Source organism: Lapidilactobacillus achengensis, assembly GCF_003946655.1.
Classification (GTDB): Bacteria; Bacillota; Bacilli; order Lactobacillales; family Lactobacillaceae; genus Lapidilactobacillus; species Lapidilactobacillus achengensis.
Window position 1 is genome coordinate 128,547 of record NZ_RHOV01000003.1, and the last position, 24,991, is coordinate 153,537.

Annotated in this window: 21 protein-coding genes; 4 read left to right on the forward strand and 17 right to left on the reverse strand. The window is 45.2% G+C overall.

Annotation, left to right across the window (positions count from 1 at the left end; genetic code table 11):
• Positions 1-39: 39 nt before the first annotated feature.
• From EKM94_RS03075 to chvE, 8 genes are all read right to left on the reverse strand, one after another.
• On the reverse strand, positions 40-1,644 hold the full coding sequence (locus EKM94_RS03075; RefSeq protein WP_125597303.1) for a xylulokinase: 1,605 nt from the start codon (positions 1,642-1,644) through the stop codon (positions 40-42).
• Positions 1,645-1,876: 232 nt separating this feature from the next.
• On the reverse strand, positions 1,877-3,307 hold the full coding sequence (araA, locus tag EKM94_RS03080; RefSeq protein WP_125597307.1) for an L-arabinose isomerase: 1,431 nt from the start codon (positions 3,305-3,307) through the stop codon (positions 1,877-1,879).
• 25 nt (positions 3,308-3,332) lie between these two features.
• Positions 3,333-4,037: an L-ribulose-5-phosphate 4-epimerase gene (locus EKM94_RS03085; protein ID WP_125597310.1), complete on the reverse strand. Its 705-nt coding sequence runs from the start codon at positions 4,035-4,037 to the stop codon at positions 3,333-3,335.
• A 244-nt stretch (positions 4,038-4,281) separates the two neighbouring features.
• Complete coding sequence (locus EKM94_RS03090; protein WP_125597313.1) at positions 4,282-5,367, reverse strand: GntR family transcriptional regulator; 1,086 nt, start codon at positions 5,365-5,367, stop codon at positions 4,282-4,284.
• A gap of 241 nt (positions 5,368-5,608) precedes the next feature.
• Positions 5,609-5,941: a PTS sugar transporter subunit IIB gene (locus EKM94_RS03095; protein WP_125597316.1), complete on the reverse strand. Its 333-nt coding sequence runs from the start codon at positions 5,939-5,941 to the stop codon at positions 5,609-5,611.
• Positions 5,942-5,950: 9 nt separating this feature from the next.
• Entirely contained in the window at positions 5,951-7,093 is a 1,143-nt protein-coding gene (gene mmsB, locus EKM94_RS03100) for a multiple monosaccharide ABC transporter permease (RefSeq protein ID WP_379861879.1), read from the reverse strand.
• A 62-nt stretch (positions 7,094-7,155) separates the two neighbouring features.
• On the reverse strand, positions 7,156-8,691 hold the full coding sequence (gene mmsA / locus EKM94_RS03105) for a multiple monosaccharide ABC transporter ATP-binding protein (protein WP_125597322.1): 1,536 nt from the start codon (positions 8,689-8,691) through the stop codon (positions 7,156-7,158).
• 117 nt (positions 8,692-8,808) lie between these two features.
• Positions 8,809-9,924: a multiple monosaccharide ABC transporter substrate-binding protein gene (chvE, locus tag EKM94_RS03110; RefSeq protein WP_225422133.1), complete on the reverse strand. Its 1,116-nt coding sequence runs from the start codon at positions 9,922-9,924 to the stop codon at positions 8,809-8,811.
• 265 nt (positions 9,925-10,189) lie between these two features.
• On the opposite strand from chvE, the gene EKM94_RS03115 reads away from it, so the two are divergent.
• Genes EKM94_RS03115 through EKM94_RS03125 form a run of 3 tightly spaced genes read left to right on the forward strand, consistent with a single transcriptional unit; the run spans position 10,190 to position 14,175 of the window.
• Positions 10,190-11,164 (forward strand): ABC transporter substrate-binding protein, encoded by a 975-nt coding sequence (locus EKM94_RS03115; protein ID WP_125597326.1) that lies wholly within the window; start codon positions 10,190-10,192, stop codon positions 11,162-11,164.
• Between the two features lie 7 nt (positions 11,165-11,171).
• Complete coding sequence (locus EKM94_RS03120; protein ID WP_125597328.1) at positions 11,172-12,626, forward strand: sensor histidine kinase; 1,455 nt, start codon at positions 11,172-11,174, stop codon at positions 12,624-12,626.
• The gene (locus tag EKM94_RS03125) at positions 12,619-14,175 is read left to right on the forward strand and encodes a response regulator transcription factor (protein WP_125597331.1); all 1,557 of its coding nucleotides are present in this window, start codon (positions 12,619-12,621) and stop codon (positions 14,173-14,175) included. Before EKM94_RS03120 ends, EKM94_RS03125 begins: the two co-directional genes overlap by 8 nt.
• Before the next feature lie 110 nt (positions 14,176-14,285).
• Here the strand turns inward: EKM94_RS03125 and EKM94_RS03130 are convergent, their stop codons facing one another.
• The 9 genes from EKM94_RS03130 to arfA form a co-directional block, all read right to left on the reverse strand.
• Complete coding sequence (locus tag EKM94_RS03130; RefSeq protein WP_125597334.1) at positions 14,286-15,503, reverse strand: arabinan endo-1,5-alpha-L-arabinosidase; 1,218 nt, start codon at positions 15,501-15,503, stop codon at positions 14,286-14,288.
• Between the two features lie 123 nt (positions 15,504-15,626).
• Entirely contained in the window at positions 15,627-15,881 is a 255-nt protein-coding gene (locus EKM94_RS12965; protein WP_125597337.1) for a DUF6171 family protein, read from the reverse strand.
• On the reverse strand, positions 15,868-17,316 hold the full coding sequence (locus EKM94_RS03140) for an alpha-N-arabinofuranosidase (protein ID WP_125597340.1): 1,449 nt from the start codon (positions 17,314-17,316) through the stop codon (positions 15,868-15,870). Before EKM94_RS03140 ends, EKM94_RS12965 begins: the two co-directional genes overlap by 14 nt.
• 15 nt (positions 17,317-17,331) lie before the next feature.
• The gene (locus EKM94_RS03145) at positions 17,332-18,312 is read right to left on the reverse strand and encodes a glycoside hydrolase family 43 protein (protein WP_125597343.1); all 981 of its coding nucleotides are present in this window, start codon (positions 18,310-18,312) and stop codon (positions 17,332-17,334) included.
• Between the two features lie 42 nt (positions 18,313-18,354).
• On the reverse strand, positions 18,355-18,975 hold the full coding sequence (locus tag EKM94_RS03150; RefSeq protein WP_125597346.1) for a DUF624 domain-containing protein: 621 nt from the start codon (positions 18,973-18,975) through the stop codon (positions 18,355-18,357).
• 30 nt (positions 18,976-19,005) lie between these two features.
• Positions 19,006-19,866 carry a carbohydrate ABC transporter permease gene (locus EKM94_RS03155; protein WP_225422134.1) on the reverse strand — a complete coding sequence of 287 codons (861 nt, stop codon included), beginning with the start codon at positions 19,864-19,866 and terminating at the stop codon, positions 19,006-19,008.
• A 14-nt stretch (positions 19,867-19,880) separates the two neighbouring features.
• Positions 19,881-20,810: a carbohydrate ABC transporter permease gene (locus tag EKM94_RS03160; RefSeq protein ID WP_225422135.1), complete on the reverse strand. Its 930-nt coding sequence runs from the start codon at positions 20,808-20,810 to the stop codon at positions 19,881-19,883.
• Positions 20,811-20,877: 67 nt separating this feature from the next.
• Complete coding sequence (locus EKM94_RS03165) at positions 20,878-22,230, reverse strand: ABC transporter substrate-binding protein (RefSeq protein ID WP_125597349.1); 1,353 nt, start codon at positions 22,228-22,230, stop codon at positions 20,878-20,880.
• Positions 22,231-22,242: 12 nt separating this feature from the next.
• On the reverse strand, positions 22,243-23,745 hold the full coding sequence (gene arfA, locus EKM94_RS03170; RefSeq protein WP_125597353.1) for an arabinosylfuranosidase ArfA: 1,503 nt from the start codon (positions 23,743-23,745) through the stop codon (positions 22,243-22,245).
• A gap of 210 nt (positions 23,746-23,955) precedes the next feature.
• On the opposite strand from arfA, the gene EKM94_RS03175 reads away from it, so the two are divergent.
• Positions 23,956-24,861, forward strand: a complete 906-nt coding sequence (locus EKM94_RS03175; RefSeq protein WP_125597356.1) for an ArsR/SmtB family transcription factor — start codon at positions 23,956-23,958, stop codon at positions 24,859-24,861.
• Positions 24,862-24,991 lie beyond the last annotated feature (130 nt).

Consider the following 24,991-nt stretch of genomic DNA (forward strand, 5'->3'; position numbering starts at 1 on the left):
TAATGCTGATTTGTTCTTAATATCGTGCTGCTACCACGCTTAATTCCGCTCCGGATCTGGTAAAACCTGAGCGCCTTGAACGATGCTTAGGCCTTGTTGATAGCGGTCGATAAAGTCATCGAAGCCCTTGACCCCAGCTGCCGTTGGTGCAATCGTTGTGCTCTGTGGTTGGGCGAAAACTTGTTGAGCCAAGTAGTCCGCTAAATCAAGCTGAGAATCTGTCAACAGATAGGCGGCTAGCACTGCCATACCCCATGGCCCACCTTCACCGGCGTTTTTCATCACGGTAATTGGCGTGTTCAGCGCATCGGCCAAGACTTGTTGGCCAATCACCGGTGTCCGGAAAATACCACCCTGAGCGATCATGCTGTCGGCTTGAATCTGTTCCTCTTTCATCAAAATATCATTTCCAATTTTAAGCGGCGCAAAGGCTGAGTATAATTGGGCTTTGACAAAGTTGGCCAAGTTGAACTGGCTATTAGGAGTCCGCACGAATAAAGGCCGGCCGGCTTCCACGTTGGTGATGTTTTCCCCGGAGAGATAGGCATAATTGACGAGCCCGCCACAATCCGCCGCGCCCTTGGTCGATTCTTTGAATAAGGTCGCGTATAACTGATCGGGAGCGATTTCTTGACCAATGCTGGCAGCGAATTCTTGGAACAAGCCCACCCAGGCATTGATATCGGAAGTACAGTTGTTGGTATGAACCATCGCCACTGGCGCGCCATCAGGTGTGGTTACCACGTCAATATCGCGATGAACGGCTTTCAAAGGTTGATCCAAGACAATCATCGAGAAGGCCGAAGTTCCTGCAGAAATATTGCCTGTCCGTTTGCGAACAGCATTGGTCGCAACCATGCCGGTACCCGCATCGCCTTCAGCTGGCGCTAATAAGGCACCCGCTTCAAGTGTTTGGCTGGGATCAAGTAAATGTGCGCCTTTGTCAGTCAAGTGCCCGGCAACTTGTCCCGCCACCAACACCTTCGGCAAAAGTTGATGTAGCTTGAAATTGAACCCTAAAACATTGGTATAACGTTCAAACTGTTCGATTTTGCCTTGATCATAGTCATGGGTTTGCTCGTCGATTGGAAACATGCCTGATGCATCACCAATGCCGAGATTCTTCTCGCCCGATAATTGCCAATGCACATAGCCGGCCAACGTGGTCAAATAGTTGACCGACTTCACGTGGCTTTCCTGGTTAAGAATCGCTTGATATAAATGGGCGATGCTCCAACGTTGCGGAATGTTGAAGTCAAACAGCTTCGTCAATTGCTCAGCCGCTTCTGCAGTGCTGTTGTTGCGCCAAGTCCGGAACGGCACCAATAATTGGTCTTGATCGTCGAAAGCCAAATAGCCATGCATCATCGCGCTGACCCCGATCGCCCCGATCTTCGTCAGCGCAACGCCATATTGCTCGTAAACATTGCTGGCCAACTGGCGATAGCTGGCCTGAATACCTTGCCAAACTTGGTCCAGAGAATAGGTCCAGGTGCCATCCACGAACTGGTTCTCCCAGGAATAGCTACCTGAAGCGATGGTTTCGTTGTTCAAATCGATCAGCACCGCCTTGATTCGGGTCGAGCCTAACTCGATTCCTAAAGCCGTACGGCCGGCCTGCAGATCCGCGTTGATTGTTGTCATGATTAAAGCACTCCATTCTTAAGTGTCTTGATAGTCGTAAGTTCAGGTCAATGACCTGTTGGCAAAATAATCAAGTTTTAATAGAAAAAAGGCTGGAAACAAAGCTGCTCAGCTTTGTCCCAGCTCTTTCTCCGGTGTATTTCTTGCTTCATGGACAAAAGGTGTATGTTCGTCCATTTATCAACAGATTTGGGTTAACTACTTTAAATTTTAGGAGGATTTTTAGAAGTCATTAGTCGATGTTGATAAATTTAAGTTCGAACATTTTGGCCAAGTCAGCTAGCTGTTGGATAGTTACGGCACGTGAGAAGACGGTATGGTGGCCGCCCCCATTTTCGATCCATTGAGTGGCGCCACGCTTCAGGCCAGCCTTTGGTACCCAGATTTGCCGGGCGACTGGCAAATGTGGTGCTGGTGCTTCAGGTTTACGCGCCTCAACTTCATAAGCAATCATTCTGTGTTCGTCGCCGAAGTCAGAGACGGTCACGTCGATCGCGTCACCTTCCAAGCCATCGAAGACCAACCGAGCAGGATCTTCCCGATCGCCGATCCCTAATGGATGAACTTCGACCCGTGGTTTCGTGCTGGCTAAGGTTGGATCAACTTCAAGCATATGTGAGCCGAGGATTTCTTCATGGCCATGGCGCAGGTCCAAGGTATAGTCTTCCATGAAGCCTGTTTCTTTATTGTGGCTAACAACCTTTAACAAACGATCCAAGGCCGCTGTCTTCCAGTCACCTTCGCCGGCAAAACCATAGCCTTCACGGTTCAATAATTGAACTGCCAAGCCAGGCAATTGCTTCATCCCCCAAAGATCTTCAAAGTTGGTGGTGAAGGCTGAGTAACCGCCGCGTTCAAAGAAACGTTCCATGGCGATCTTCTCGCGTAATTGTTCACGGACATGTTCCTTGAAGAATTCAGGATCATTGTCGCCAGCGCTTGGAACCAAGTCATAACGTGCTTCCAGGTCCTCATATTCAGCATCGATCGCTTCGTCAGAAACCAACTTCATTTCGGCAACCAGATCACCGATCCCGAAATAATCAACGGTCCAACCGAATTGGATCTGCGCTTCGATCTTATCGCCTTCAGTGACGGCAACATTTCGCATGTTATCGCCGAAGCGAGCAACTTTGATCTTGAAGCTTTCGTTGTAACCAACGGCAACATCCATCCAAGCGGCGATTTCTTTTTTAACTTCTTGATCACCCCAGAAGCCATAGACAACCTTGTTATGCTTACGTAGGCGGGCATTGATAAAGCCATATTCCCGATCACCATGAGCACTTTGGTTCAGGTTCATGTAATCCATGTCAATTGTTGACCAAGGAATATCATTTCGGAATTGCGTTGCTAAATGCAACAATGGTTTTTGCAACAACTTCGTCCCACGGATCCAATTCTTTGCTGGTGAGAAGGTGTGCATCCAAGTGATGACCCCAGCGACGCTATCATCAAAGTTGGCTTCCTTCATTGCTGATGTGATCGTCGCGGCATCGATGGCCACTTCCTTGAACTCGACTGGATAAGGTAATTCCTTACTGTCGTTCAAACTCTTTACGATTTCGCGGGCATCTTTTTCCACGGCCTTTAAGTCGTCTTCACCATATAAGGCTTGACTCCCAACGATGAACCAAAAACGATATTCAGGTACTGCTAACATTCAAAAACACTCCTTTTTACTTCGTTTAGTTTGTTTTTTGACCATAGTAAGCGTTGGCGCCATGCTTACGATAGTAATGCTTATCCAACAAATATTGTGGTACGGAAACATCGCCATGTCCTTGTAACATCATGGTATGATAGGCCATCTCCGCCGCGACTTCCAAAACTTTCGCGTTGTAAACGGCTTTCTCCGCCGTCGCGCCCCAGGTGAAGGGCCCGTGATCTTGAACCAAGACCGCTGGCACATCCATCGGTTTGATCCCTCGCTCAGCGAAAGTCCGGACGATTACTTTACCAGTATTCTCTTCATAGTCCGACTCGATCTCCGCTTGTGTCAGGGCATCGGAAACAGGAACTGGGCCGTAGAAAGTATCCGCATGGGTCGTCCCGGTGGCTGGCAAATCGATTCCCGCCTGCGCAAAGGAGACCGCCCAAGGTGAATGGGTGTGCACAATGCCGCCAAGCTCAGGAAAGGCATTGTAAAGCACGGTATGCGTCGGCGTGTCGCTTGAGGGATTCAACTTGCCTTCAACCACGTTGCCATCCAAGTCAACCACGACCATGTCATCCGGCGTCAAGGTTTCATAATCTACCCCACTAGGCTTGATGACAAACAGGCCTTTGTCGCGATCGATCGCACTTACATTGCCCCAAGTGAAAGTGACCAGGTCATACTTAGGCAACAACATATTGGCTTCATAAACTTCTTTTTTTAGATTTTCTAACAATGGAAAACCTCCTTAATTACCAAATCAATGTCAAATAAAAACTCATCCTGTAACTGCTTACAAGATGAGTTTAATATTTTTGTCCGTATAAGTCAATAGTAAAATTATTTATCCGTCAAAATTTATTAAAATTGGCAACCCGCACTTCTACGAAAGTGGCTGTAATTGCGGGCGTGTTGCAGCGCGGCATGACCTCCAGCTGACCTAGGCCGGCGGTCACCATTGGGTGTGGCGGTCTCAGCGGCTAGCGTGCCGTCAAATCCCTGACTGAATGGCGAATCACCAAGTGTGGAGGGTAGACAAGCGGTGTGACCGTCTTCTTATTGATCAGCGCCAAGATGGCCGTGCCAGCATCATGTCCCAATTGTTCCTTGGGGTGAGCGACGGTAGTGAGTGGTGGATCCACATAGGCCGATAATTGATAGTCATCAAAGCCAACGATGGAAATATCCTGGGGCACCTTGAACCCCAGCGACTTAACGAAAGCAATCAATTGGATGGCCAATTGATCGTTGTAACAAACAATCGCTGTCGGACGCTCGGGCCGATCCAACACAGTCTTGACGCGCTTGAACACCGTCGCCATGTTATCAGCAGTGCGAAACATGATCGATTCGCTCAGGTAAGGTTCCCCGGCCTGTTGCTGATAAGCAGTGATAAAGCCATTCATTCGGTGAACGCCCTGCAAGTCATCAGTTTTGAAAACACCCAAGATCCGTTGGTGCCCCTGCTCAAACAAATAATTGGTCAATTCCCGGCCGCTAGCCTGATCATCAATTTCTAAATAAGGAAAATCCAGCTGATTGTAGTGTGCGTTGATGAAGAGCAGCGGTAGCTTTAAGGTCGCCAATTTCTCATAGAGATCAAAATTGGTCTGATTCAACGCGCTTTGGGTCGGCTCAATGATCAATCCCGAAAGATTGTTCTCCATCATTTTCATCAGACTCTTTCGCTCTTTTTCTGGGTTGTTCTGCGTGTTGCTCAGTAGCAGGGAATAGCCAGCTTTTGAAATTGTCCGGTCGATGCCCGTAATAATATTGGGGAAAATATAGTTGGCAATATGGGTCGTCAAAACCCCGATCATCTTATTCTTCAGTGGCCGACTTTCTTGTTGTTGGACCCAATCGTCCACAAAAATACCGCCACCCTGGATGCGGTAAACATAATGATCATTTTCCAGGTCGCCAACGGCACGTCGCACCGTATAACGACTAACTTCAAAGCGTTTCATCAATTCCGACTCGGTCGGCAGCTTATCATTGACCGCATATTTTCCTGCTAGGATCTGTTCTAACAGACTTTTTTTTACGATCTCATACTTATTTTCCATTATGGACCTACATTTCTCGAAAATTATTTCGTGGTGAACGCCCAATTTGCTCGACAGCCAAGGCAATGAACAGATAACGGGCAGATAGCCATAGTATAACTGTCCGGCCAACCTTTGACAATCAATAAATCAATAATTTGGCGATTTGTCCGGATAAATCGCAAAAAAGAGCCGCAAGTTTGCGACTCTTCAAGCTCCAACAACCGTTGATCCTTAATCAAGTTAAGCTGTTCTCTCTCAACTAGATTTCAATATTCAATAGCTTAACGCTCTCTTGGAGAACGGCTTCACCATTCAGTGTTTCGTAATCCTCGTTAGAAATCAATTTATACGGAATCGCCTGATAGGTCAGATAATCTCGCAAGCGTTCAATCTCATATTTGGATTGTGGTCCGATCATTAAGGCATCGACCCGCTCGTTCTTGAGAATCTGATCCGCTAAGATCGCAGGCGCTGAATAAACATGAACATCAAGCCCGCGGGCGTCAGCAGAACGTTGAACGTTCTTGACCAATAAACCAGTCGTGATGCCAGCCGTACAGATCAATAAGATATTTTTCGTATGCTCTGCCATTATCTACCCTCACGCAATCTTCTTTTTCTTGTTGTAAACGTCCAGGACAACCGCCAGCAACAGAATCAGACCTTTGATTGCTTGTTGCCAGTCAACGCCGACACCCATGATCGACATCCCGTTGTTCAAGACACCCATGACCAAACCACCGACGATTGCGCCGAGGATCGTCCCGATACCACCGGAAGTCGAAGCGCCACCAAAGTAAACCGCAGCCATCGCATCCAATTCAAGGGAAGTCCCTGCTTGTGGTGTGGCAGCATTCAGCCGAGCTGCCAAAACCAATCCAGCTAAAGCGGCCATTGCACCCATATTAACAAAAACCCAGAACGTGATCTTCTTTGTTTTTATCCCTGATAATTCAGCTGCCTTGCGGTTACCACCAGTGGCGTAAATCTGTCGACCGGCAACCGTTTTGTTGGTTAAGAACCCATAGGCCGCAACGATGACCCCTAAGTTGACCAAAATGATTGGGTAGCCTGAATAAGCGGCGAAGATATAGGTCACACCAATGATCACCAAGGCAGTGAAAACAGCTTTCAAAGTAAAGGCAAACATTGATTCAACTTCAAATAAGTTCTCTTTATGATGTTGCCGCGTCCGCCATTGACCAATGATCAGGACAACCGCCAAAATCGCGCCTAACAACATGGTCAAATAATGAATGTGCTCGCCACCAACGAAGTCAGGCAAGTACCCGGTCGAGATTTTTTGGAAGACCGTTGGGAATGGTGCCAGGGATTGTCCGCCTAACACAACCTGAGTCAAGCCACGGAACATCAGCAGTCCAGCTAGAGTAACGATAAACGCTGGAATTCCTACATAAGCGACCCAGAATCCTTGCCAAGCCCCGATAACGGCACCTAAGACCAAGCAGACTGCCACGGTCACCCATGGATTCATTTTATTGTTGACCATCATCAACCCGGCAACGGCCCCAACAAAGGCCATGACAGAACCAACGGATAAGTCGACGTGTCCCAGTAAAACCACCAGCAACATCCCTGCGGCCAAGATCAAGATATGGCTGTTCTGTAGAACCAAGTTGGTGATGTTCAAAGGCCGCCAGAAAATCCCACCAGTCATCACTTGAAATGCGATCAGCAAGACGATCAGAATAATGACCATGCTATAGCGACTAAAAACATCCATAACTTTATCTTTGATACCTAAACTTTTCTTCTCAGTTTTGAGCTCGTTTGTCGTATTCTCCATTATGCTAGTACCCGCTTTCCTTCCATGGTCATCAAACTCATCAATCTTTCTTGCGTTGCATCTTTCCGTAAAACTTCGCCGGTAAAGCGCCCATTGTTCATCGTATAGATTCGATCACACATCCCAATGATTTCAGGCAATTCCGAGGAAATGATACAGATACTCTTGCCTGAGGCGGCCATTTCTTCAATCAAAGTATAAATTTCATACTTCGCGCCAACGTCGATCCCACGGGTTGGCTCATCCAGGAATAGGATGTCCGGTTCGGTCATCAGCCACTTCGAAAGCACGACTTTCTGCTGATTCCCCCCACTTAAACTACCAACGTTTTGATTGATCGAACTAGCTTTGGTACTCATTTTGTCGCGGAATTTTTCAGCAGAACGAATTTCTTCATCCTTATCGATAATGCCGTGATGGCTGATCTTGTTTAGACTAGCAATCGAGGTATTCTCCCGAATATCCATTAACAAATTCAGTCCGACTGCTTTCCGGTCCTCTGAAACATAGGCCAGGCCGTTGTCGATTGCCGTCGCCACATCCTTCACCGAAATTTCCTGACCATCTTTATAGACGTGACCACTGATATTACTACCGTAGGAGTGCCCGAAAACACTCATGGCAAACTCGGTTCGGCCAGCACCCATCAATCCGGCAATACCAACGATTTCGCCCTTACGAATATTCATTTCATCGATTTGATCAACAACTTTGCTGCTATCGATCGGATGGTGCACGACCCAGTCCTTGACTTCGAAATGGATCTCACCAATGTTCGGATGATGGTCAGGGAATCGATTGGTCAATTCACGTCCAACCATGCCTCGAATGATCCGATCTTCACTGATTTCTCCTTGGTTCAAGGTTTCAATCGTCCGACCATCACGAATGATGGTGATCCGATCCGCCACATTAACGATTTCATTCAACTTATGCGAAATAATAATCGAGGTAATCCCTTGTTTCTTGAACTCACGAATCAAATCCAGCAAGTTCGCACTTTCTTCTTCGTTTAAAGCCGCAGTCGGTTCATCTAAGATCAACAATTTAACTGACCGGGAGAAAGCTTTGGCAATCTCCACCAATTGTTGCTGACCCACACCAATCTGTGAAACCAAGGTGTTGGGGCTAACATGCAAGCCCACTGTTTTCAAAAGATTCACGGTCTTCTTTTCCGTAATGTCCCAGTCGATCACACCGTGTTTGGCTTGTTCATTGCCTAAAAAGATATTCTCTTTGACGGATAGATACGGACTCAAGGCCAACTCCTGATGAATAATAACGATGCCTTTGTCCTCGCTATCGCGCAAGTTCTTGAATTGGCAAGTATCACCGTTATAAATAATGTCGCCATCGTACGTGCCATAAGGATACAACCCGCTCAAAACATTCATCAGTGTTGATTTGCCAGCGCCGTTTTCACCGCAAAGACCATGGATCTCCCCGCGTTCGATTTGGAGATTAACATTATCCAAGGCCCGGACGCCAGAGAATTCTTTGATGATGTTTTTCATTTCTAGAATATAATCTGCCATCTTTTCCCATCCTTCTTACTCAACTTAGTGATACATCGCGCCAACCCTTTGCCGATCTATCGCCATAAATTAGGAGAAGGGATCGAATTAGATTCGATCCCTTCCGACTTAAGTCAGCTATTTTTCTAACTGCTTTTCCGTATAATAATCAGTATCGATCAATTCAGCTTTATAGTTTTCTTTATCAACAGAAACTGGTTTTGCAAGATAGGTAGGAACGACTTTGACACCATTATCATAAGTCTTAGTGTCATTAACTGGCACTTTCTTACCTGCAGAGATGGCTTTGATCATTTCGATCGTGTTCTTTGCCAATGTCCGAGTGTCTTTGAAGATCGTTTGGGTTTGTTCGCCTGCAATGATCGACTTAACACCGGCAACTGTTGCATCTTGGCCAGTAATAACTGGTAAAGGCTTGCTGCTGGAGCCATAACCAACACCCTTCAATGAGGAAATGATTCCTAAGCTGATTGGGTCATATGGTGAAAGCACCGCATCCAAATTCTTATCCGTATAATTTGCACTTAACAGGTTATCCATCCGTGCTTGGGCAGTTGAACCGTCCCAACGCAAAGTGGCGATCTGGTTGAACTTGGTTTGTCCTGAAGGAACAACCAATTGTTTGCTCTTGATATAAGGTTTGAAGACTGACATAACCCCGTTGTAGTTGATCAAAGCGTTGTTATCGTCAGGTGAACCACCAAAGAATTCAATGTTGTAAGGACCTTTGCCATCTTTCAGGCCTAATTTATCCTCAATATAAGAAGCTTGTAACACCCCAACACCGAAGTTATCAAAAGTTGCATAGTAGTCAACATATTTGGAATTCATCAATAACCGGTCATAGGCGATGACTTTGATGTTTTCCTTATGTGCCTTCTCCAAAACGTCAGTCAATGCTGAGCCATCAATCGAAGCGATGACCAAGGTGTCGACACCTTTCGTGATCATATTTTCGATTTGGGCAACTTGGTTCTCGACTTTGTCCTCGCCATACTGCAAGTCAGTCTTGTAGCCCAACTTCTTCAATTCCTTGACCATGTTGTTCCCATCGGCGATCCAACGTTCTGCCGATTTCGTTGGCATCGCAATCCCGACATAGCCCTTATCGCCGCTGGATTTCGACCCCGAACCTGAATCTGATTTAGAACTGCAGCCTGCCAAAGCACCAACGCCCACTGCTAACAGTGCAGCCATGGCAATCATTTTTTTGAAACTAAACTTAAACTTCATGTCCCAAAACCTCCAAGTGCTAAATTTTTTCTTCGTCTCTAAGTATAGCTGATTCATAAAGCGCTTACATTGACTATTTTTTTGAATTCGTCTTGAAATTGTTTGGTCAGTGCGTCATCTTCTTAAATTTTTTTCGAATCTCTTAAATTTATTTATCCAATTCCTGAAATAAAAAATTTATCCGATAAATAGTAAAATTGAAGCGCTTTTTTTGCTAAACTAGAGGTATCGTCACCGTTTATCAAGAAAGGGCGCCGGCATGATCATGAAAAAAAGAAACTATTCTCCCCTGTTGCTGATCTTGTTGCTTCTATTACTGGCAGGCTGTGCGGTCAAACCCAAAACAGCGGTCACCAAGTCACCAGTGATTGGTTTCTCGCAATCGGGAACCGAAAGCTCCTGGCGGAAATTTCATACCAAATCGATTCGGACTGAGCTGAAACGTGATAATTATGAAGTGATGTACCGTAATGGTTATCAGAATCAGGAACGACAGATTCAAGATGTCCGGACCTTTATCGCCTACCAAGTTGACCTGATCATTTTGGCGCCGTTAACAGAACATGGTTGGGAACCCGTGTTAAAAGAGGCTAAAAAGGCAAAAATCCCGGTTGTGGTGGTTGATCGCCATTTAGAGGTCAATGATCAGAGTCTCTATCTCACTCATATTAGTTCAAGCTTCAAGGCGGAAGGCCAGCGAGCCGGACTCTATGTAACAAACCATTTTGCTAAGAGTAAACAACGTCAGATCAAGATTCTTGAGCTTAATGGCACTGCCGACGCCTCTGCGGCCAAGCTGCGTCAGGAGGGTTTTGCTGATACCATTGGTCGTGATCCTCGGGCGCATATCACTGCTACGATCAATGGTGATTTCACTCGTGCAAAAGGTGAGGAGGTCATGGCAGACTACATTAAGAACCACGACTTAAGTCAAATTGATGTCCTGTTCAGCCATAGCGATGAAATGACCTTGGGCGCACTGAAAGCCATCAAGCAGACAAAAATTCGACCTGGTAAGGACCTGATCATCGTAACGGTGGACGCCCAGGAAAACATGATTCGCAAACTTCAGGTTGGCGAGGTCAATTGTGTTGTCGAGTGTAATCCCGATGCAGGTTGGTATGTGGTCAACGCCTTGAACCGTTATTTTGCCGGCCAACAGGTTCCTCACGAAATCTACATGCCAGAGACAACCTTCTCGGAATCAAACGCGGACAAAGTGCCCACGAGAAATTATTAGGTGTGCCATGCTAAATAATCATAAGAAGAATCCCAGCCTAAAGCAGATTTTTAGTCAAGTGAATAAATGGATGTTGATCTTTGCCATCCTGCCGTTGATCACCAGTGTCATTCTGTATTCGCAGCAGATCTTGATCTACCAGCGGACAATCACCAATGTCCAGAACGCGAATAAGATCACGGCCAGTGTCAACACCCGTGTGCGTGAGGAACTTTGGAATTTAGTCAGTGGCCAAATCTCCGTGAAACAATACGAGAAGAAGAATATCATCAAGCAATTACGCCGGGAAACCAACGAGTTACGGGTCAACACAACGACCAGCGAAGAGGTCAGTATTTTACAGGTCACGTCGCGCGTGCTTGATACTTTGGTCGACCATCAACACGAAATCATCGACAATATCAAACATGATGATCAGGCCTATGACAAGAACAAAGAAATCATGGTCCAAGTGGAGTCGGTGACTAGCCTGCTCTCTGATATCCTCCAACAATATGTGGGTGTCGAAATCAAGCTGGCCGGTAAGAAAAATAACGAATTATTTCATTCACTGATTTTCTTAAGCGTTCTAATGTTCGTGATCATCTTGATTATTCTCTATCTGTCACGCCGCAATCGCCGCTTCCTCAAAACCAAGGTCGAAATGCCCTTGGATGACGTGATCACCATGTCTAATGAAATCTCCAAAGGGAATTTCAACTACCGACTCCCCTTACCTCCAACACCGGAATTGTCATCCTTAACCCTGAGTCTTAATACCATGGCCGATAATTTGGAACGCTTGCTAGAAGAAAATGCGCTGAAGCAATACTATTTAGCCCAAAGTGAAGTCCGTGTTTTGCAAGCGCAGATCACCCCGCACTTTGTTTACAATAGCTTGGACGCCATCGTTTCCTTGATCGAGCAAGAACAATACGATGAAGCCAAGCGGACAACTTATGCCCTATCCGATTTCTTTCGGATTTCTTTAAGTAAAGGCCGTGATTGGATCACTGTTGCCACGGAGATCCAGCACGTTCATGATTATCTGATCATTCTCAAGATCCGCTACGGGGAAATGCTGGACTATGACATTGACGTTCCAACCGAGCTGCAGGATAATCAAGTCCTCAAAATGATTCTCCAACCAATCGTTGAAAACGCAGTCTACCATGGGACAAAGTATATTCGCCGCGTCGGTCACATCAGTGTGCGCGCCCGTGAAACCGACCAAAATTTGATTTTCACCGTTCAAGATAATGGAATCGGTGTCAAGCCCGACCAACTTGACACGATCCAACAAGAGCTAGCGAAGGGCTTGGATTCGGATTTCAGTGTTGGTTATGGCCTGTATAATGTTAACAAGCGGTTGTTACTGTACTATGGCGATGCCGCCGGGATCAACTTCACCAGTGCTTATCGGCAAGGAACAACAGTCATATTAACGGTACCCAAGAAGGAGAAAGATGACCTAAATGTATAAAGTTTTTATTGTCGAAGATGAACATTTGATTCGGGAAACATTGCGCCAACAGATCATGAAACTCGGTGATCGCCTGAACCTTAGCTTCGCTGGTGAGGCCAGCGATGGGGAAATGGGATTGGCCGCCATTATGGAGTTACAACCAGATATTATTTTGACAGATATTCGCATGCCGTTTATGGATGGACTGACCTTCGCCAAGGAAGCCAGAAAAGTGCTGCCCTGGACTCGGATCATCTTCATTAGCGGCTTCGATGAATTCGAGTATGCGAAAGTCGCGCTGCAAGTCCACGCGGATGAATACCTGCTCAAGCCAATCAAACCCCAAGAACTTCAAGACACCTTAGCTCGTGTTGTTCGAATCTTAGATCAGCAACACGAAACAGCCCCGAAACCGGACTCTGATAGCAGTTTATTGATCGACCTCAAGAAGAATCTCTTCCTCAACGAGCTTTTCAAAGGTGAGCTGGCTATGCCAAACGCAATTGCGACTGCGCGAGGATTCGACCGCTCAATCGTCGGTAAGAAAAGCGTGGTGCTGCTAGCAACCAACAGCTTACCCCATGATGGTCAAGACACTGAGCAGCTCAATGATTATCTCAGTTATCTATTCGCCAAAGATAAGAGCATTATTTTCTCCTGTTCCTCATCAAAATACATCAAATTTCTGATTTTCGACGCCCAAAAAGAAACTGTCTTGGAAAAGAGTTACCAAATCGCCAATACACTGATCCACGTGCTGGACCGGTCTGACCAAGATGACTTGGCCGTGGGGATCGGTCCCGTCGTTGATCGCCTAAGTGATATCTCCTTTTCGTTCGAGCAAGCCCAAGAATTGCTGGCCAGCTATGGTCAAGTCCGCGTAGAGAAAATCATTAGCTATGAGGATAACATGCGTGAGGGCGAGCTTTCGCCCACCCACCCTTTCAAAATGGACCTTGCCAATGAGATCGCCGATCTGACCGAGGACAACAAGGAGAAATTGATCGCCAAATTGATGCAACCTCAGGCCAATTATGACCGCACCAGAATGCGGCGTTTCTTCGTTCTAACTGAACTCAGTGGCATGATCAAGAAAAAGCAGGATCAAATCGGGACCAAGTTCAAGGATAGCGCCAGTTTAGATGATCTACTGACCAGTTCTAGTAATAATCACGCCTTCGAACAACTGATCCGCGAAATGGTCGATTACTTGCTGGACAACAAAGTCCAATCGGCCATCCCCAAATATCAAAGCGTTGTCAACCAAGCCATTCGTTTTATCAATGAGAATTACACCGATCCGGACATTTCGCTGACCGTGGTTGCCGAGGCCGTTTCCCTAAGTCCGGCTCACTTCAGTACGATCTTCTCCCAATCAATGACCCGAACTTTCATCGAGTATCTAACCGATAAACGGATCAAACTGGCCAAAGTTCTTTTGACGGGCACCAACAAGAAATTGGCCGAAATTGCCATGGACATTGGCTATAATGATCCTAATTATTTCAGCTACCTCTTCAAGAAACGGGAAGGCGTCGCGCCCACTGAGTACCGTCATCAACATTAGGACAAGAAAAAATAAGGGCCACTTCAGAAGCCATCAAAAAGTGGTGTAAAAAAATCAATCACCTTAACTTCGGGTTGCACGTGCAACTGAAGCCTTGGTGATTGATTTTTTTAGTGGGCTTTGACCCAAAGGCCGGTGCCGGCTTTAGTTAAGCCGATCAAATATGTCGCTGCACACTGCTGCTCCCAATCCCAGCTGGTGATCCAACGATAGCTGTCTAGATTAGCGTAAAAGCCACTATCCAGTGGGATCTGATGGCTCGGAATCAGTTCTGAGGTGCTTGGCCAACAGATGATTTCGCCAATTTCGGCCGGACTGGCGGCTAGTGGATGATTATCCGTCGTTGATTTATAGTAATTTGGATCCACCACTGGCCAGCCGTTTTCCAACCAGTATACTTTGCGGATCATGCCATAGGAATCGTTCTGATTTGGTTGACAACGAACATGATGCACCATGAAATCTTGGTCACCACTGGTCAGAATCGAGTTGTGCCCTGGGCCGAACCAAGGAAATTCATTTGCGAATTGATAACTTCCCAGAATTTTCGTCCCGATTTCCTGATATCGCTCACCTTGAGGATAGAAAACATCCTGACCATTGAAGTCATGATAGGGACCTGTAATTTGTCGCGAACGGGCTACACGCACATGATAGGACCAGGTCAATGAATCATAGGACATGAACAAATAATAGTAGCCTTGGTCGGGACGATACTGAATAAAGCAACCTTCGATGGCACCATCTTGTGCTGCCCGCGGCCGTTGAGCGATCCGTTGTCCAAAGTCACCGGGATACTTCGTTAATCCGGTCGTGCTGTCTAGCTCCACTAGAAAAATGCCCCCAAAAAACGACCCATAAAGTAACCATTGGCGACCATCTGCGGCGGTCACCACATTAGCGTCGATCGCGTTTTGACCATTTTGCCCACCATCGGTTTTGATCACCAAGTCACGGGGTGTCCAAGGGCCGGCTGGTCGTGGGGCTGTGGCTAAGCCAATACAGGAAACTTGGCTGCCAAAAGTTGACGCGGCATAGTACATCCGATATTGATCACCCACTTTAATTACTTCGGGTGCCCAGAGCCCGGTCGCTTGCGCCCAATTTGCCGCCACGATCGGCACATGATCGAAGGCTGTTCCCACGAACTGCCATTGCACCAAATCGGTTGATTCACGAATTTGAATGCCATGCGTCGCTTGGCCGGCAACATGGGTGTCGGTTGAGAACATGTAATAATGACCATCCGCTTGAATGATAGTAGGATCATGAACGCCTCGTGTCCCCCAATGGGCGTCGACCCAATCATTTTGTTGTTTTTCTGACATTTCAATCTCCTCATTTTTCTTTTATAAAAAAGCGGACCCAGGTTTATCCCTGAGTCCGCACATTGACATTCCGCCTTCCGAGCTGCTCACCGGTGCAACGGCTCATGGCCGATGAAGCCTTTGTCACCAGCGCCCTTCAGGACATGTTTTATTTTTTAAGCTGGCCCGAAATTGTGTATAGCAGCCACACTTCAAACAGGTTCCGTTTTGGAAAAAGGGACAAGATTGGCAAATTACCAAACGCTGATCTCGAATTTCTGGATCAACCAGGTTGCCAACCTCCAAACTTAACTGCTCTGCGATATTGGCCGCAACATCTTGACTCGCCAGTTCATCAAGCAAGTCGCAACGCACACAGTTTCCGTTACGCCTGGACATGTAAGGTCACAACGCTCATTGGCGGAATCGTAGCCGTGACCGTGTGCGCTTGATGTGTCGCAGCTGAGAAGGCAACTGTGTGGACTGCATCAGGTGTCGTGAAATCATTGTGCTGATCCATCGTTGCCCCTTGCAAAATCTCACCAGTCAAAGCAGTGACCGGACGATCGAACTCAAGACTGATTTCATCGGCCGCATCCAGACTATAATTACAGAGCGAAACGAGGTAGCCGTTGGCCGACTTTGAAACTGATGCGCTAGTTGTAGCGGCCAAATCATCCAAGGTATCTAGAGCAGTCGCATCTTGATGATCAACAAACATTTTAAAGACATAGTAGGTTGGCGTCTTGATCATTTTGTCGCCGTCAGTCAGAATCATCGCCTGCAAAACATTAACCATTTGGGCAATGTTCGCCATCTGAACGCGATCAGCGTGTTTCTGGAAAATATGCAACGTAATGGCCGCGATCATCGCGTCCCGAATCGTATTTTGCTGATACAAGAAGCCTGGATTCGTTCCTGGTTCAACGGCTAGCCAAGAACCCCATTCGTCAACAATCAACCCGACCCGTTTCTCAGGATCATATTTATCCATGATCGTACTATGTTTACTGATCAACTCGTCCATCTTCTGGGCGCTCTTGATCAAAGAGAACCATTCATTTTCGGGGAAGCCTAACGCCGGCCGCTTGTCTTCCCATTCGGATGCTAAGGCATAGTGATGGAGGCTGATCCCATCCATTAATGGCGCCGCGTTCCGCATCAATACATCCATCCAATGATAATCATCGATATTCGGTCCTGAAGCGATTTTGTAAATTGGCTTATCATTATTATAGTTACGGACAAAAGTTTGATATTGGCGATACAAGTCCGAATAATATTCCGGCCGCATATTGCCACCGCAACCCCAACTCTCATTGCCAACACCGAAGAACTTCACATCCCAAGGTGCTTCATGGCCGTTTTTCGCCCGCAGATCTGCCATTGGCGAAATCCCATCAAAGGTCATGTATTCGACCCAATCAGACATTTCTTGAACCGTACCGCTGCCGACATTGCCATTGATATAGGCTTCAGTTCCCAATTGCTTGACCAACTCGAAGAATTCGTGAGTGCCGAAATGGTTGTTCTCAACGACACCACCCCAGTTCGTATTGACGATCTTCTTCCGAGTTTCCCGTGGACCAATGCCATCTTGCCAATGATAAGTATCGGCAAAACAACCACCAGGCCAACGTAAAACAGGAACTTTAATGTCCTTCAGGGCCGCAACCACATCAGAACGGATCCCATTGACATTTGGAATCGACGAATCTTCGCCGACCCAAAGGCCTTCATAGATACAGCGACCTAAATGTTCGGCAAATTGGCCGTACAGGTACTTGCTGATTTTTCCTCGTTGGCGTTGATCATTAACGATGATTTTAGACATATTTCTCTCCTTAACTTAATTGTCACCTGGCTCGCCGAAGACCGGGAATCCCTGAGCATCCCAAGTAAACGTCTGGGCGTATGCGTGCCGGTCAGGATTATCCAAAGGATCGCCTTCAATCCCCGCATTATCATAGGGACGTGCATGATAAACAATCACATCTTGCTGACCATCAGGTGTTTTGGTAAAACTATTGTGCCCCGGTCCAAATAAATGATTCTTGCTAGAACTCTTGAAGACCGGGTGCTCCAGCTTGTGCCATGAATAACTGTCAAGTAAATCACTGTGCTCATCTGCCCAGAGCAGGCCGACCGCATAATTCTCGTCTGTGGCACTGGCTGAAAAAGTGATGAACACGCGACCGTGGGAGATCAAAACAGCGGGACCTTCATTGACTGAAAAACCAATCTTCTCCCAAGAAAATTCAGGAATTGACAGTAATAGTTTCTTTCCGGTCAACGTCCATGGATTGGCCATTTTTTGCAGATACAGATTTGAATTACCCGGAATTGCAGGATCTTGTTGGGCCCAGACATAATAGAGTTCCTGTTGAAACTCAAAAACCGTCGCGTCCAAACTGAAGCTATCTTGATCCGTTACAACTTGACCACGCTCAATCCAATTAGTTGTCATTGGCGAGGCTTCATCACACTCGATTGCAAACATGCGATGATGATGTTGCGCATCCCGTTCGCCATCTTGATCGGCAGCCGCAAAGTAAATGTACCACTTGCCTTGCAAGAATAGGATCTCTGGCGCCCAAATCAACTGACTCATCAGACCCGTCGAATGTGCATGCCAAACGGCGACCCGTTCAGCAGTTTCCAAACCAGCCAAGGTCCGCGCCCGCCGAACTTCAATTTCCTGATATCCCGGAACCGAGCCGGTAAAATAATAATAACCATCTGTGTGCAGGTAGACCCAAGGATCCGCCCGTTGTAGGACGATTGGTTGTTTAATTGTATTCACTGGTACTAACTCCTTCAAGAATAGCATGCTCAGAAGGAGCACACATTATTTACGAAATGCTGAAAACTTTTAAATCGTGAATCCTTTTTTCTGAATTCGCATTTGCAGAAAAACCTTACCAACAATGAGAACCGCACTAAAATAGCAAAGAATGAAAATAACAGAAAAGCGAATGGCTAGTAATGAGAACACTATTATGAAGACAGCGTAAAGTAATGAAGCTCCAGGCAACGCGAACGGTAAAACCAAAATTTTTTTGATATGAGTCCAACTAAATTCGAGAGAATCATTCATCAATAAAAAGATATTGGTCAAAATAACGTAAAACAGCACCACCGTCACTATTGGTAGAAATGCCGCATAAACCGCGCCTTTCATCAGCTGGGTAATGACAACAAAATCAAAATAGAGCACACCGTAAATCAACAAATAAATTATCCCAAATTTATTGACCGACTTGAATTCGGACTTATAGTTTCTCCAAAACTCCTTTGCCAATGATTTAAAGGAGCTGCCACCACCATCATAATTAAACAATTCTCGACTAATCAATTGATAAAGTGCTCTTGTAGCTGGAAAAATACCAAGAACTCCAAGGCCAATCAATGCGCCACCGATCCATAACAGATTTAGAAAAAGGACTATCTCGATAATGTACAGGACCTTCATCAACTTTTCTGACCAACCCATATAGTTTCACTCCTTGTTCTTTAGAAATAACTATCCCTTTGTTCCAGATAAGGCAACTGATTCGATGATTTGTTTTTGGAAGATCAAGAAGACGATCAGGACGGGCAACAACGCAATAAATGACATTGCCATAATCAGTGGATAATCTGTTTGGGTCGCATAAGTTGCTGATAAATTGGCAATAACGACCTGTAATGTTTGCTTCTCAGGCGAATTCAAGTAAATCAACGGGGCTAAATAATCGTTCCAAGCACCCATGAACCACAGAATGAATTGCGCCGCAACCGCAGGACGAATCAGCGGAAAGATGATGCTAATGAAGATTTTCATGTATCCTGCACCATCGATTTTAGCTGATTCAATCACCGAATCTGGTACGCTTTGCAGATATTGTCGCAGGAAGAAAATCATGGTGATATTCCCAAATAACCCCGGAACAATCAATGGTTTCAACGTATCAACCCAGCCAATTTGAGAAAAGATCATGAATTGAGGAATCATAACTGCAGGGTAAGGAACCATTAAGGCAATCAATAGCATTAAGAAAATAGTATTCTTAAACGGTAGCCGTAGCTTGGCGAAAGAGAACGCCGCCAAACTCGAAGTCATCGTACCAATAATTGTTACCGTCAAGGAAACAATTATCGTATTCTTAAAGCCCGTATACATGTCACTCAATTTAAACAAGCGCCGATATGCGTCCCAACGAACAGGATTTGGAATCCATTGAGGAGGCAGCTGGAACACGCCCATTTTATCTTTCAATGATGTGGAGACCATCCATAATAACGGTCCAACCATGATGATCCCACCAAGAATCAAAATAATATAGATAAATACATTTGCAGTTCTACTTTGGCGTCTAACGCCAACACTTGCTGTCTTAGCCATTATCAGAACTCCTCCTAACTTAATTGATAGTCTGACTTACGGTTCATATAGAACTGAAGTGCGGTGATAATGAAAATCAAAATACCTAAAACCAATGACATCGCAGAAGCATAGCCCATTTGGAAGTTCTTGAAGGCCTTTTGCCAGATGTACCAAACGATTGTCGCTGAGCTATATTCAGGACCACCAGTTGGCGTCATAATATTGATTTCGGTAAAGATTTGAGAACCGCCAATGACATTAGTAATAATCAGGAAGAAAGTTACAGGACGGCACATTGGCCAAGTAATGTTCTTAAATTTCTGAAAACTATTAGCACCATCGAGATCTGCTGCCTCATAGTATGACTTCGGAACTGACTGAATTGCGGCCAGATAGAGAAGCATGGAATAGCCTAACCCTTTCCAAACACTCATAGCAATAATGGCTGGTTTGACTGTATGAACATTTTGCAACCAGTTCGGGCCTTTAATGCCGACCAACGCCAACACTTGGTTAACTAGTCCATAATCACCGTTGTATGCCCATTGCCACATAATTGCAATCGCGGCCAAGGATGAAATAACCGGAATATAATAGATGACCCGGAAGAAAGTTGTACCCTTCAGACCACGACTCAAGGCTGATGCCAGAAGAAACGATAGAATCAACCCAATCGGAATCCCAATCATCAGGAAGAATGTATTGTATAGTGTCTTCCAGAAATAATTATCCTTGAGCATTAATTTAAAGTTAGTTAAACCTGTGAAGGTCATCTGACCAATGCCGTTCCAATTCGTAAATGAAGCAAAGACGGAGTAAATCAAAGGAACCAAGCTAAAAATCAAGAAACCCAAGACTGGTAAAATGATCATTAGAAATGCGGCGCGGTGTTCATCACGATACAGCTTAGAGTCATGATGAAACATTGATTTCTTCTTTTTAACAACTTTTGTACTGTCCACTTTCAGTGACCTCCTAAAAAGAAAAGGATGGATTTTTATCCACCCTTCCAAAAACTGAATAAAACCACTATTTACCAGCCGACGCTGTCTTTAATTGTTGATTTGCTGCGTCCAGCTTAGCTTGCATCTTAGGTTGCTCTTCCTTAACATACTTCTTTGCCGTAATCTTACCATCAAGGACTGGTTGGATATCAGTCATGAACATGTCATACCATTCAGAGTTATAAGTTGTTGCTGCTGGCATTGCATGACCATAATCGTTAACGATTTGCAAGAATTCTTCACGGTTGGCAGGTTTGATCGAAGTATCATCGGCCCATTCCTGTGCCATATCTTTCAAGTTAGGAATTTGTACCATTGCATCAACCAGGGTCTTTTGAGCCTTCTTATTAGTCGAAAGGTATTCGGCCAATTCAACGGCATCTTGACCATATTTAGTCTTGTTTGATACACCGATACCTAATGAACCAACATACGTAGCAGATTTTCCTGTAGAACCAGCTGGCCAAGGAATCAAATCATAGTCAAAGTTCAGCTTATTGTAAGTACTCAAATCCCAAGGACCTACTGGGAAGAAGGCCAACTCGCCTTTCATCCAACGTTGGTAGGTATCCAACGATTGTGCCTCTTTAGCTGATGGTGTTACATGATACTTGTTTTGTAAATCAGCAAAAAGTTGAAGTGCTTCAGCAAATTTAGGAGTATCGATTGTAACCTTTGTCTTGGCCTTATTGGACCAATCAGCGCCATTACTCCAAACGAAGGATTGTAGACTCCAGTTAACATTGAACCCAGTTGCATATTGATCGATCTTACCATCATTATTCGTATCTTTCGTTAATTGCTGGCAAACCTTGATGAATTCATCCCAAGTATAGGGTTTGTCTTTATCTGGTAAAGGAATATTGTTCTTTTCGAACATTGTCTTGTTGTAGCCTAAAGACATTGGACCAACATCCTTTGGTAAGCCATAAAGGGCACCCTTACCAACCGTCTTACCATTGGTACGATAACTATTTACGCCGTAAGACCAAACGTTATCTAAATCAATATTTGATTTCTCAACTTCTTTTGAAATATCCTTCAAGACACCACTATTGACATATGCCAATAAGTTGTTTTGTTCGATATAGAAGACATCAGGAACTTTATTCCCAGAAATTGCCGCTTGTAATTTCGTTGCGTAGTTATCAGCACTCGTAACAATAATTTTGACTTTAACATCCTTATGAGTCTTCTCAAATTGCTTGATTGCTTGCCCATAAGCCTTCTTTTCGTCTTCGCCACCACGATACATAAAGGTGATAGTATGCTTCTTATTGCTATCGCTACCTGAAGCAGATTTATTGCCACATCCTGCGATACTTAAAACAGCTACTGCGCTTAATGCTAAAAGCCCAATTTTTTTCCAGATCTTCATTTCCAGCACTCCCTATGCTTTATTTACTGCTAATCTAATGACGTTCCATGACAATGGTTTCAGTGTTGCCTGTGCAGTTTCCCGAGAAAGGGTCACATTGTCATTATTTTGAAGCTTCATTTGCCCATTCTCATTTGTTTCTTTAATGCCGTATCCTGTAAATTCGGTGGCCAGCAATTGATGATCGATGACGAAACCGTCAGTAACTGTTAAATCAAGCTCAAGACTTTCTTGATCTGAACGATTGACCGCAAAAATTGTTAGTTCAGTTTCGTCATCGTTTAAAATACCCAAACTCTCCAGATATGGCACTTGATCAAATTGCTTGGTTGAATAGACCGGTGAATCTTGGATCTGAGTCAAAACAGTGCCTTGACCATATTGAGCCGCTTGCATGAATGGGAAGAAAATCGATTGCATCCACGCAGCCCCGTTCTCGTCGGTCATAATCGGCGCAATCACATTGACAAGTTGTGCCAAACAAGCGATTTTCACCCGATCTGCATGCTTCAATAACGTGATCAGTAAAGTCCCAACCAACAAGGCATCCTCAAAATTATAAATATCTTCTAATAGGTGCGGAGCAATCTGCCATGGCTGATTATCAGCCGTTTGTTGATCCGAATGATACCAAACATTCCACTCGTCGAAAGAAAGATTGATGGTCTTCTTACTGTGTTTCCGGGCCTTGATCGAATCACAAATCGCCAGAACACCGGTGATAAAATCATCCATATCGAGACTTTGGGCAAGATAATTAGGTGTATCATTATCACGATTACCATAGTAGCGATGTAAGGACAAATAATCGACTTGATCATAGGTATGTTCCAAAACAGTGGATTCCCATGAACCAAATGTTGGCATATCTAAGGCAGAACTACCGCATGCAATGAGTTCGATATTTTCATCGACTAATTTCATCGCCTTAGCTGTTTCTTCGGCGAGACGTCCGTATTCATCAGCTGTCTTATGACCAATCTGCCATGGACCATCCATTTCGTTGCCCAGACACCAAGTTTTAACATTGAACGGCTTCTCGGCACCATTCTTACGGCGCAGGTCGCTATAATAAGTGCCCTTATCGAAATTACAGTACTCAACTAAATGCCGCGCCGCATCGATTCCGCGAGTGCCTAAGTTAACAGCCATCGCCACATCGGTATCAACTTTCTTGGCCCATTTCATGAACTCGTGTAAGCCAAATTCATTGGTTTCAACGGTTCGCCACGCTAAATCAAGGCGTTTAGGACGATCTGCGACTGGTCCGATACCATCTTCCCAGTTATAACCGGAAACGAAATTACCACCAGGATAACGGACGATCGGTACGTTAAGCTGTTTGACCAGCTCAATGACATCCTTGCGGAAACCATCCTCATCGGCGTATGGTGAATCCGGTTGGTAAATTCCTGTATAAACCGCCCGACCCATGTGTTCGATGAAAGACCCAAAAATACGTGGATCAATCTTGGCTACTCGTGCTCGCGTATCCAAGACAAGCTTTCCTTTCATCTGTTTGCCTCCTTTAATTAACTACACCATTATATATACTCCATTTTGAAATCGCTGTCAATAACCTTTTGGTAATTCGTGTTTTTTATTTATATAATTACATCAACGATAAAGTTAACTGAAATCGCTACTTTTGGCTTGACTAACTGTAACAAAAGCGTTTATATTAATTACATAAGCAATAATAAACGAAAAGGTTACGTGAATATCATGCAATTAGATATCTCTTCAGCTTCACTACCAGTCTACGAAGCGCTGGCTAGCGACGTTCGTCTCAGAATCATTCAGCTGCTCTCGACCAATAAGATGAACATCAAGGAACTCGCTGCTAGCCTGGGATTGAGCAGTGCAATCGTCACCAAACACGTCAATAAATTGGAGCAGGCGGGCATTATCAAAACAGAACGTGTTCCCGGAAAATCTGGAATTCAGAAAATTTCGATTCTCAAGGTCGATCATATTGATGTGGAATTTCCCCAAAAAATCTACCATTCATTCGAAACGCATACGGCCTCAATTCCGGTTGGTCACTATGTTGACTATCATGTCGCGCCAACCTGTGGCCTGGCAACTCGCGAAAGCTTCATTGGTGAAGTTGATGAGCCTAAGTTCTTTATGGACTCCAAACGGATGGATGCGGGGATTCTTTGGTTTACCAAGGGGTTCGTTGAATACAAAACACCCAATTTACTCAAAACAGACGAGCGTCTTGAACAAATCGACATTAGTTTCGAGATTTCTTCCGAATTTCCGTTTACCAATAACGAATGGCCCTCTGATATCACCTTCTCCTTAAACGGCACCGAGTTAGGCACTTGGACTAGCCCGGGTGATTTTGGCGATGCGCGGGGCAAATTCACACCTGATTGGTGGCCATCAAACATCAACCAGTATGGCCTGCTCAAGACATTGCGACTAACTAAAGACAATGGCACTTACATTGACGGCGATGCGCTTTCCGACGTGAGCATCAATGATTTCGACGGCAAAAATGACATTTGGGACTTCCGAATCCAAGTCAAAGACGACGCTAAACATGTGGGTGGTGTCACGCTTTTCGGCAGTGGCTTCGGCAATCATGATCAAGACATCAAGTTTAATGTGTATTATAGTTAAAAGCTGAACACTAGACATTAACAAAAACGTTAACGTCTTTACAAACTGTGTTCACCACAAAAAAAGACCCAGCCAATCACACTGAGCTTCAAAGTTACTGCTAACTTTGCCGCATTGTGGATCGACTGGG